9 protein-coding genes are annotated in these 10,301 nt (G+C 69.8%); 5 read left to right on the top strand and 4 right to left on the bottom strand.

The features are described from left to right. The 3 genes from accB to aat form a co-directional block, all read left to right on the top strand. Positions 1–307 (top strand): acetyl-CoA carboxylase biotin carboxyl carrier protein (gene accB, locus JWP28_RS17780; protein ID WP_299545019.1); only part of this gene is annotated, 307 nt, incomplete at its 5' end. 4 nt (positions 308–311) lie between these two features. Beyond that, positions 312–1,661, top strand: coding sequence for an acetyl-CoA carboxylase biotin carboxylase subunit (accC, locus tag JWP28_RS17775; protein WP_299545017.1), 1,350 nt, complete (start codon positions 312–314; stop codon positions 1,659–1,661). 54 nt (positions 1,662–1,715) lie between these two features. Next, the gene (aat, locus tag JWP28_RS17770; protein ID WP_299545016.1) at positions 1,716–2,363 is read left to right on the top strand and encodes a leucyl/phenylalanyl-tRNA--protein transferase; all 648 of its coding nucleotides are present in this window, start codon (positions 1,716–1,718) and stop codon (positions 2,361–2,363) included. Here aat and JWP28_RS17765 read toward each other — a convergent pair. After that, positions 2,303–2,938, bottom strand: coding sequence for a DUF2155 domain-containing protein (locus JWP28_RS17765; protein WP_299545014.1), 636 nt, complete (start codon positions 2,936–2,938; stop codon positions 2,303–2,305). The genes aat and JWP28_RS17765 overlap by 61 nt on opposite strands. Positions 2,939–2,949: 11 nt before the next feature. Further along, positions 2,950–3,351: an NADH:ubiquinone oxidoreductase subunit NDUFA12 gene (locus JWP28_RS17760; RefSeq protein ID WP_299545021.1), complete on the bottom strand. Its 402-nt coding sequence runs from the start codon at positions 3,349–3,351 to the stop codon at positions 2,950–2,952. Between the two features lie 176 nt (positions 3,352–3,527). Between JWP28_RS17760 and JWP28_RS17755 the strand changes: the two genes are divergently transcribed. Together JWP28_RS17755 and JWP28_RS17750 are read left to right on the top strand one after the other, a co-directional pair. Next, complete coding sequence (locus tag JWP28_RS17755) at positions 3,528–5,981, top strand: ribonucleotide reductase (RefSeq protein ID WP_299545012.1); 2,454 nt, start codon at positions 3,528–3,530, stop codon at positions 5,979–5,981. 99 nt (positions 5,982–6,080) lie between these two features. Beyond that, a complete protein-coding gene (locus tag JWP28_RS17750; protein ID WP_299545011.1) occupies positions 6,081–7,010 on the top strand; it encodes a pentapeptide repeat-containing protein in 930 nt (309 codons plus the stop codon). On the opposite strand, the gene aspS is transcribed toward JWP28_RS17750, so the two are convergent. Further along, positions 7,007–8,785: an aspartate--tRNA ligase gene (aspS, locus tag JWP28_RS17745; protein ID WP_299545009.1), complete on the bottom strand. Its 1,779-nt coding sequence runs from the start codon at positions 8,783–8,785 to the stop codon at positions 7,007–7,009. The genes JWP28_RS17750 and aspS overlap by 4 nt on opposite strands. Positions 8,786–9,010: 225 nt before the next feature. Next, positions 9,011–10,301 (bottom strand): serine hydrolase domain-containing protein (locus tag JWP28_RS17740; RefSeq protein WP_299545007.1); only part of this gene is annotated, 1,291 nt, incomplete at its 5' end.

Below are 10,301 nucleotides of genomic sequence, written 5' to 3'. Positions count from 1 at the left end.
CGCGCCCGTGGCGGCGGCCGCCGCCTCTTCCGCCGCCGCGTCGGCCGAGGCCGCGGCGCCCGTGCGCGCCAGCGGCGACGTGATCAACTCGCCGATGGTGGGCAGCGTCTACCTTCAGCCGGAGCCGGGCGCCGAACCGTTCGTGAAGGTGGGCGACACGGTCGCCGCCGGCCAGACCTTGATGATCATCGAGGCCATGAAGACCATGAACCCGATCCCCGCGCCCAAGGCCGGCAAGATCGTGGAAATCCTGGTGGAGGATGGTCAGCCCGTGGAGTTCGGCGAGCCGCTCGCGGTCATCGGCTAGGGCTATGTTCGAAAAGATCCTCATCGCCAACCGCGGCGAGATCGCCCTTCGCGTGCACCGCGCGTGCAAGGAGATGGGTATCTCCACCGTCGCCGTGCACTCCGAGGCCGATAGCGGCGCCATGTGGGTGCGGCTCGCCGACGAAAGCGTCTGCATCGGCCCGCCGGCTGCGGCCAAGAGCTACCTGAACATCCCTTCGATCATCGCCGCCGCCGAGATCACCGGCGCCAACGCGATCCATCCGGGCTACGGATTTCTCTCGGAAAACGCTCGTTTCGCCGAGATCGTCGGCGCCCACGGCTTCACCTTCATCGGGCCCAAGCCCGAGCACATCAAGATGATGGGCGACAAGATCACCGCCAAGCAGGCGGTGAAGGCGGCCGGCATCCCCGTGGTGCCCGGCTCCGACGGCGCGGTGACGACCGAGGAGGAGGCCTTCGCAGCGGCCAAGGCCATCGGCTTCCCGGTGCTGATCAAGGCCGCGGCGGGCGGCGGCGGGCGCGGCATGAAGGTCGCCCAGACCGAAGCCGAGCTCTACGAGGCGGTCTCCACGGCGCGTTCGGAGGCCAAGGCGGCGTTCGGCGACGACGCGGTCTATATGGAGCGCTACCTCCAGACGCCCAGGCACATCGAGATCCAGGTGATCGCCGACAGCTTCGGGAACGTCTGCCACCTGGGCGAGCGGGACTGCTCGCTGCAGCGCCGCCACCAGAAGGTGCTGGAGGAAGCCCCCTCGCCGGCCATCGACGCCGCGATCCGCGCGAAGATCGGCAAGGTGGTGGTCGATGCCATCAAGGCCATCGGCTATCTGGGCGTCGGCACCATCGAATTCCTCTACGAGAACGGCGAGTTCTTTTTCATCGAGATGAACACCCGCCTGCAGGGGGAGCACCCGGTCACCGAGGCGATCACCGACATCGACCTGGTGCGCGAGCAGATCCGCATCGCCGCCGGCCTGCCGCTGTCCTTCGCCCAGAAGGACGTGGTCTTCGAGGGCCACGCCATCGAGTGCCGGATCAACGCCGAGAACCCCAAGACCTTCGCGCCCTCGCCCGGCCTGGTCACCGACTTCCACGCCCCGGGCGGCCTGGGCGTGCGCCTGGATAGCGCCCTCTACGCCGGCTACACGATCCCGCCCTACTACGACTCCCTGATCGGCAAGCTGATCGTCCACGGCCGTGACCGAGACGAGTGCATCGCCAGGCTCAACCGCTGCCTTGGCGAAATCGTGGTGGCCGGCGTCGACACCAACATCCCGCTCTTCCAGGAGCTCCTGGCGAATCCCGACATCATCGACGGCGTCTACAACATCCACTGGCTGGAAAACTGGATGAAGGCCCAGGCCGCGGCCTGAGCTTCCGATCAGGGTTGGGATAGCCGCCCGTTCCGCAAGCTGTAAGCTCCGTCCATGGCGCAGTTCGACGCCCGCGATCTCCTGTCCTGCTATGCACGCGGCGTCTTCCCCATGGCCGACGCGCGCGACGACGACCGCGTCTTCCTGATCGACCCCGAGCGGCGGGGCGTGCTGCCCCTGGAGAGCTTCCACGTTTCGCGACGGCTGGCCCGCACCGTCCGCAGCGAACCCTACGAAATCCGCACCGACACGGCCTTCCACGCGGTCGTACTGGCTTGCGCGGAAGCGGGATCCGGGCGGGCGGAGACGTGGATCAATCACCCGATCGAAAACCTCTACGTGCGCCTGCACGAGCTCGGCTTCGCCCATACTGTCGAATGCTGGCAGGACGGCGAGCTGGTCGGCGGGCTCTACGGCGTGTCGCTGCAGGGCGCGTTCTTTGGCGAGAGCATGTTCTCGCGCCGCCGCGACGCCTCGAAGGTGTCGCCGGTGCACCTGGTGGCGCGCTTGCTGGTCGGCGGCTACCGGCTGCTCGACGCGCAGTTCATGACCGAACACCTGACGCAGTTCGGCGCGGTTGAGATTTCACGGCTCGACTATCACCGCCGGCTGGCGCTGGCGCTGTCGGCGGAAGCGGACTTTCAGCGGGTCGAGGCGATGGGCGGCGCGGCGGCCCTGCAGGTGATCAGCCACGCGTCGTAGACCGGATGCTCCAGCGGATGCAGGCCGGGCGATGAGGCGTACATCCAGCCCTTGAAGGTCTGGCGCGGCGACAACGGCGGCTTGCCGGGCGCCGGCCTCGGCTGGGAGTCCACGGTCAGGTAGGCGATGGAGTCGTCGATGGGCTCGTCCGGCGCCGAGCGTTCACAGGCCTTCACCGTGAAGATCAGACTCTTATAGCGGATCGGACGGCCGACGGCGGCCTCGAACCGCAGGCTTTCGGCGGTCACCTTGTCCAGCGCCTCGAGCACGGCGACATCGTAGCGCGCGCGCCGCTCGGGGACCCCGGGCGGCTTCGCCTCAGTCGACGCCGGCGGAGGCGCGGCCGCCACCTCCTTCTCGGAGATCGGCGGCACGGCGATGGGGGCCGGCGTCGCCACGCTTACCGGCGGCGCCTCCTCGGCCGGCGCGCCCCTGGACGGGGTCTCAGGGGCCATCGGCGTTGGTGGCGGCGGCGCAGGCTGGGCGGTCGCCAGGCCGGCTCCGGCGACGGCGACGAGAGCGGCGAACCAGGTCGCGCGCTGGAGGAGGTATCTTGGCGTCAGGCGGAGTGGCACGAGGTTACGCCCTACTTCGGGGTCCAGGCCTCGTAGTCGCCCGTGGCCTTCTGGCGTTCTCCGCCGCGGGCCAGCGAGCCCTGCGGCCGGTAGGCGTGGATGGTGCCGGTGAGGTTCGGCAGGTGAGGCTTCTCCCAGGCCTTGATCAGGAAGGGCTCGACGGTCGGCGGCTCGACGAAGGTGTAGTGCAGCCAGCCGTGCCAGTCGGGCGACACCTTCGAGGCGTCGGCGTAGCCGCGGTAGATCACCCAGCGGCGCTTGCGCCCATCGTAACTGTCTGTGGCGTCCTTCGCCTCGAAGTAGCGGTTGCCCTGCTCGTCCTGGCCCACGAAGAGGCCGCGGCGGCCGATGTGGAAGCGCGCGCCGATCGTGGCGCCGTTCCACCAGGTGAAGATCGACTTCAGGAAGTTCAGCACGGAGCTTTTGGTCTCTGCGAGGAGGAAGCGGGCGGGCGGACTATAGGCGGACCGATTTGGAGCGTCCAGCGCTCCCCGGACGCCAAGATGTTGGGGATGAAGCGGTCCGCAACCGCAACATCTATTGATCGCGCCCGGCTGCGACGCCTACCCTTCCGCGAGGGAGTCGGCGAATGGGTCGCGAAGTCTCGCGGACGAAAATCGAAGCGCGGATCGCCGAGGTCGGCGGACGCTTCGTCGAGGTCCAGGCGCCGGCCCACTGGACGGCCGCCCGGCTCGACGCCTGGATCGATTGGGCAGCCGGCGCGGCCGACCTCCCCGCCGCCTTCAGCGAAGTCGTGGAGAATCTCACGGCGCGGGCCCAGGCCAAGGGGCTGATCAAGGACATCGGCGCCCGCACCCGCTTCCGGGACGAGCTCACCGAGGCCCTGCTGGCGGGCGCGATCGCTATCGGGTCCGCGGCGTCGGGGCCGCCGATCGCGGTGGTGGATGCCGGCTCGGCTGATTGCGCCGCGGCGCTGGCTCGCACGGTGGCCGCGCACCGCGGCCGGGCGGCTGCGCAGGCCGCTGCGCTGGAACTCGGCCGGCGGTTGCAGGCGGTGATGGACGCCATCCTGCGCTGCGAAGGCGACGCCCAAGCCTGCGCCGATCCACAGACTAATCCGACCCTGGCCCGCGCCGCCGAGGCCGCGCGTGTGGCTGGCGCGCCGGACGACCTGATCCTCGAGGCCATCACCCTGGCGCGCTCCGGCGAAGGGGCCTGGGAGATGGACGCGCCAGCGGCATTCGGAGAAGGAATCCAGCTGGTCGTGGCCGGCGCAGCCGATGGCGCCGTGGCCCGCGCCGCCTGGGCGACGGGTGCGGTGGCGCTGGCGCCGGACCGCACGAACGCTGGGCGGATCGCGGGATCCGGCGGGGCCCTGCGAGGCGGCGTCGACCTGATGGGTTTCTGGTCGGCGGACGGCTTCGACATCGACGCCTTCGAAGCAGCGGTCGCCTCGCTGGCCGGCGCGCTGGCAGTGGCGGACGAGGCCCCGGCGGTCCTGGGCCTGGCGGGGCTCGGCGAATGGCTGGTGGCCCACGGCCTGGACTACGACAGCGATGCGGGCCGCGAAACCGCCCGCGAGCTCTACCTGGCGGCCGGGCGCGCGACCGCCGGCTCAGGCGCCGACCTCGCCTTGTTCCGCGATCCGGAGCTGGAGCTTCGCCTGGGCGGCGGACGTCTCGACGGCGGACCCTGGTCGGGATCCGTAACCTTCGCCGAGACCGCGGACGGCGAGCCGGTGCGCGTGCTGAGCGAGGCGGCGATCCGCGGCCTGGCGCTGGCGGGGGCGGACACCGCCGAAGCCCACGCCTTGCTGCTCGGCCGCGCCGACCTCGCCGAGGCGCCCTGCGTCAGTCATCAGGCGCTGATGGCCCGCGGCTTCACCGACCACGAGATCGCCGCTGTGGAGGCCGCCCTGCCCCTGGTCCGCCGGCTCTCCGACGCCTTCGGCCCGGCGGTGATCGGCGAAGGCTTCATCCGCGACGTGCTGGGCGCCAGCGCCGAGCAGCTGGCCGACCCGCAGTTCGACGCACTCGCCCTGATGGGCTTCACCGCCGCCGACGTCGCGGCCGCCGAGGCGCACGCCCTGGGCGGCGACAGCCTGGCGGAAGCCGACTTCCTCTCCCCGACCGCCCGCGGTGTCTTCCGGGCGGCCAAGGCCCTGGGGGAGGCCCCGCGCCTCGCGATGCTACAGGCCCTGGAGCCGGCGCTGGCCTTCCCGTCGGTCGCCGAACTCGAATTGCCCTGGGACGCGACGCCCGCCGACGTGCTGGAGGCGCTGTCCCAGGCCCGCAGCGCCGTCCGCGTCCGGCGAGCCGCAGCGCCGGCCGATCTGGTCCTCGACCTGCCCAGTCTCGAGGCGCGCCCGGTCCGCGAGCCGGCGCCGGAAGAGCGCGTTGTCGAGCGGGTCGTGGAGCGCGACCGCACCCGTCGCAAACTGCCGGACCGCCGCAAGGGCTATATCCAGAAGGCCGCGGTGGGCGGCCACAAGGTCTACCTGCACACCGGCGAGTACGACGACGGCGAGCTCGGCGAGATCTTCATCGACATGCACAAGGAAGGCGCCGCGTTCCGCTCGCTGATGAACAACTTCGCGATCGCCATCTCGATCGGGCTGCAATACGGCGTGCCGCTGGACGAGTTCGTCGACGCCTTCGTCTTCACCCGCTTCGAGCCGGCCGGCCCGGTGACCGGCAACGACACGGTGAAGTCGGCGACCTCGATCCTCGACTACATCTTCCGCGAGCTCGGGGTCTCCTACCTGGGGCGCAAGGACCTGGCGACCGGCGATCCGGGCGAGCTCAACGCCGACGGCCTCGGCCGCGGCAAGGCCGACGCCCTGGAAGCGGATGGGCCCCAACTGGCCTCGCGGTTCATCTCGCGCGGCTTCTCGCGCGGCGCGGCGCCGGACAACCTGGTGTTCCTACCAACCGCCCATCGCCCCAACGGACCGTCCAGCCTGGACGCGGCCGACGTCTGCGCGGCCTGCGGCGACGTGGCGGTGGTGCGCAAGGGCGCGTCGCTGATCTGCGAGACCTGCGGCGTGCGCGCCGGCCGGCTTGGCGAAGACCTGGGCGCCTGACCAGACGCGCCTAAGCCCTTAAGAGTTACCGCGAATTAAGTGGCGCCCAGGGGCCGCCGAGCGCAGATGGGACCGGCAAGCTCAAGGATTCCAGTCCGCGTGACGCACAATCTCTCCCGCGCCCTGATCGCCCTCTTCGTCCTGACCATGACCGCGCCGGCCGCCGCCCGGGCAGCGGCCGCAGCCGGCGGCGACAAGGAGGTGTCGCGGTCCACGGGATTCGGCGGCGCCTGCCCCAAGTGCGAGCTTTCCGGCCGCCGGCTGGCCGGCGCGCATTTCCTGGGCGCGGACTTCTCGGGCGCCGCGCTGGTGGGGTCCGACCTGCGCGAGGCCCATTTCCTGGGCTCCAACTTCACCGGCGCCGACCTGTCGCGGGCCGATCTGACGAACGCGCAGATCCTGGGCACGATCTTCGTGGGCGCGAATATGTCGCACGCGCGATTGCGCTCGACCGAGGCGAAGGGCGGGATGTTCACCAGCGCCAACCTGACCAGCGCCGACCTCAGCGACTCCTCGGCCACAGGCGCGAATTTCGTCAAGTCGATCCTCAACAACGCCTCCTTGCGCTCGGCCGAGCTGCAGGGGGTCAACATGAGCAAGACGGAGGCCCGGGGCGCCGACTTCAGGGACGCCGCCCTGAGCGGGGCGGTGATGATCGACGGCCAGTTCGACCGCGCGTCGTTCCGATCCGCCGAGATGAACATGGCGGTCCTGATGGGCGGCAGCTTCGACGGCGCGGACTTCAAGGACGCGGAGATGCACCACACGGTGATCACCGGCGTCGACCTGTCCCGCGCGAGAGGACTTGTGCAGGCGCAGGTCGACGAGGCCTGCGGCGACGCCAAGACCAAGCTGCCCAAGGGGCTCGTCGCCAGGACCTGCGGCGCGAACCTGCGGGTGATCATCCGCCAGGCGGGCTCGCCGATATGGGGTTACCACCCCGCGGTCCCGGCCCCGCCGGCGCCACCCGCGCCGCCGGCTCCCCCGGCGCCGCCGACGCCGACCCGCTACCTCGTGGCGCCGAACTAGGCCTTGATTGGGGTCGCGAGGCGGATGTGCAGCTCTTTCAGCTGCTTGTCCGAGACTTCTGAGGGCGCGTTCATCATCAGGTCCTGACCCTGCTGGTTCAGCGGGAAGGCGATGACTTCGCGGATGGCGGTCTCGCCGGCCAGCAACATAACGATGCGGTCGATGCCGGGGGCGAGGCCGCCGTGCGGCGGCGCGCCGTGGCGGAACGCGTTCAGCATGCCGCCGAACTGCTCCTCGACGATATTGGGGCCATAGCCCGCGATCTCGAAGGCCCTGAGCATGATCTCCGGCAGGTGGTTCCGGATCGCGCCGGAGCACAGCTCGTAGCCGTTGCAGACGATGTCGTACTGATAGGCCAAGATCTCCAGCGGGTCCTTGGTGTTCAGCGCCTCCAGCTCGCCCTGCGGCATCGAGAACGGGTTGTGCGAGAAGTCGACGCGGTTGGTTTCCTCGTTCATCTCGAACATCGGGAAGTCGACGATCCAGGCGAACTCGAAGCGGTTCTCGTCGACGAGGCCGAGATCGGTCCCGACCTTGGTCCGCGCGGTCCCGGCGAACTTGGCGAAGGTCTTGGGGTCGCCCGCCACGAAGAAGGCCGCGTCGCCGATCGCAAGACCCAGCTGGTCGCGGACCGCGTCGGTGAGCTCGGGCCCGATGTTCTTGGCGATGGGGCCAGCGCCGCCCTCCTCGCCCTCGCGCCAGAAGATGTAGCCGAGGCCCGGCTGGCCCTCGCCCTGCGCCCAGCTGTTCATCCGGTCGGCGAACGCGCGCGATCCGCCCCCCGGCGCCGGGATGGCCCAGACGGCGTTCTTCGGGTCTTCCAGGATGCGGGCGAAGAGGCCGAAGCCCGCGCCGCGGAAGTGGTCGGAGACGTCCTGCATGACCAGCGGGATGCGCAGGTCGGGCTTGTCGGTGCCGTACCTGGCGATGGACTCCCGGTAGGGGATGCGCGGGAACGGATAGGGCGTCACCGGCTTGCCGTCGGCGAACTCCTCGAAGACGCCGTGCATGACCGGCTCGATGGCCGCGAACACGTCTTCCTGGGTCACGAAGCTCATCTCGACGTCGAGCTGGTAGAACTCCAGGCTGCGGTCGGCGCGCAGGTCCTCGTCGCGGAAGCAGGGCGCGATCTGGAAGTAGCGGTCGAAGCCCGCGACCATCAGCAGCTGCTTGAACTGCTGGGGGGCCTGCGGCAGGGCGTAGAACTTGCCCGGGTGCAGGCGCGACGGCGCCAGGAAGTCGCGCGCGCCCTCCGGCGACGAGGCCGTCAGGATCGGCGTCTGGTACTCCAGGAAGCCCTGCTCGATCATCCGGTTGCGGATCGACTGGATGACCTTCGAGCGCAGCACGATGTTGCGGTGCAGGGTCTCGCGGCGCAGGTCGAGGTGGCGGTTCTTCAGCCGGATCTCTTCGGGGTAGTCGGGCTCGCCGAACACCGGCAGCGGCAGCTCGGCGGCCTCCGACAGGACGGCGACCTCGCGCACGCGGATCTCCACCTCGCCGGTCGGCAGGTTCGGGTTCACGGTGTCGGGCGAGCGGGCCACCACCTCGCCGTCGATGCGGATCACGCTCTCGGCGCGCAGGCGCTCGACGAGGTCGAAGCCGGGGGTTTCCGGGTCCAGCACCAGCTGGGTCAGGCCGTAGTGGTCGCGCAGGTCAACGAACACCAGCCCGCCGTGGTCGCGCTTGCGGTGGATCCAGCCGGAAAGCCGGACCGTCTTGCCGGTGTCGGCGGCGCGAAGCGCGCCGCAGGTGTGGGTGCGGTAGGCGTGCATTTCGTGGGGTGAATTCGGTGATTTAAGAGGCGCGGAAGGGCGCATGAGGGGGTGGCGTTGTCAAGGCGGAGCCCCTTTCCCTCCTCTTTAGGGGAGGGTGGATCGCGCGCAGCGCGAGACGGGTGGGGGTGTATGGACCAAGCTCGATCGACCGAGCTTGAACGCGATTCCTCCACCCCGGTCGCTTCGCGGCTCATCCCTCCCCTAAAGAGGAGGGATGACCGTCTACTTCTCCGGGTGCAGCAGCGCCTGGTAGGTCAGCGTCCTCGCCTGGCCGCCGAGGTCGTCGCCGCCGGTGCCGCCCAGGCGCTGGATCATGCCGACGAACAGGAGGTCGTTGGTCGGGTCGATCCAGAACCAGGTGCCGGCAGCCCCGCCCCAGCTCATGGTGTTCTTGCCCTCCAGCGTGCCGGCCGCGCGCGGGTCGTTGACCACCATGAAATCGAGGCCGAAGCCCACCGCCTCGTTGAAGCGGGCGACGCTGGTCCCGTTGGAGTTCACCAGCACGTTCTTGGGGATGACGTTGGTGTCCATCAGCTCGACGGAGGCCGGCGACAGGATGCGCACGCCTTCGAGTTCGCCCTTGTTGAGGATCATCTGGCAGAAGCGGGCGTAGTCGATGGTCGTCGAGACCAGGCCGCCGCCGCCGGACTCCATGGCCGGCGGCTTGGAGTAGTCGGGCATGTCGGAGCTGAAGAGGGTCTTGGCCTCGACGATCTTCCCGAGGTCCTTGTCGAAGGCGTAGACGGCGGCCAGGCGGCCGGCCTTGGCGGGCCCGGTGGAGAAGCCGGTGTCCTGCATCTTCAGGGGCCCGAAGATGTGCTCCTGCATGAACTGGCCGAGGGACTCGCCGGTGAGCTTCTCGACGATATAGCCCTGGATATCGACGGCGCTGGAGTAGGACCAGTCGGTCCCCGGCTGGTACATCAGCGGGATCTCGGCGGTGCGGTCGATCATCTGCTTGAGGCCCGTCGAGCCCAGCACCTGCTTCTCGCGGTAGAGCTTGTCCACCGGGTGCTTGTCGCCCAGGCCGTAACCGAAGCCCGCGGTGTGGCTCATGATCTCGCGCATGGTCGGCGGGCGCTTCATGTCCTCGACGGCGGTGATCTTGCCGTCCTTGTCGGCGCTGACCATGACCTTGAGGTTCTTGAACTCCGGCACGTAGCGGGTGACCGGGTCGTCGAGGCGCCACTTGCCCTGCTCAAAGAGGATCATCATGGCCACGCCAGTGAGCGGCTTGGACATGGAGTAGATGCGGAAGATCTCGTCCTTCGGCATCGGCTTGCCGCCGTCGAGCGCGGTCTTGCCGTAGGTGTTGAACGCCACGACCTTGCCGTGGCGGGCGAGCAAGGTGGTCATGCCGGCGACGCGGCCGTCGGCGACGACCTGGGCCATGGCCTGGTCGAGCCGCTTCAGCCGGGCGCTGTCGAAGCCCAGGGACTCCGGGCTGGCGGCGGGCGCGAGTACGGCGGCGGCCGCGGGCCTGGCGGTGGGGGCGCCGGCGGCCGGCGGCTTG

This window comes from Phenylobacterium sp. (genome assembly GCF_028290885.1).
GTDB lineage: Bacteria > Pseudomonadota > Alphaproteobacteria > Caulobacterales > Caulobacteraceae > Phenylobacterium.
Note: the sequence above shows the minus strand (reverse complement) of the source record. Positions and strands in the feature narration are given on the sequence as shown.

What these genes read in the sequence shown, in the direction of transcription:
- accC (WP_299545017.1), top strand. Translation starts at nt 312, where the DNA reads ATGTTCGAAAAGATCCTCATCGCCAACCGCGGCGAGATCGCCCTTCGC.
- aat (WP_299545016.1), top strand. Translation starts at nt 1,716, where the DNA reads ATGGCGCAGTTCGACGCCCGCGATCTCCTGTCCTGCTATGCACGCGGC.
- JWP28_RS17755 (WP_299545012.1), top strand. Translation starts at nt 3,528, where the DNA reads ATGGGTCGCGAAGTCTCGCGGACGAAAATCGAAGCGCGGATCGCCGAG.
- aspS (WP_299545009.1), bottom strand. Translation starts at nt 8,785, where the DNA reads ATGCACGCCTACCGCACCCACACCTGCGGCGCGCTTCGCGCCGCCGAC.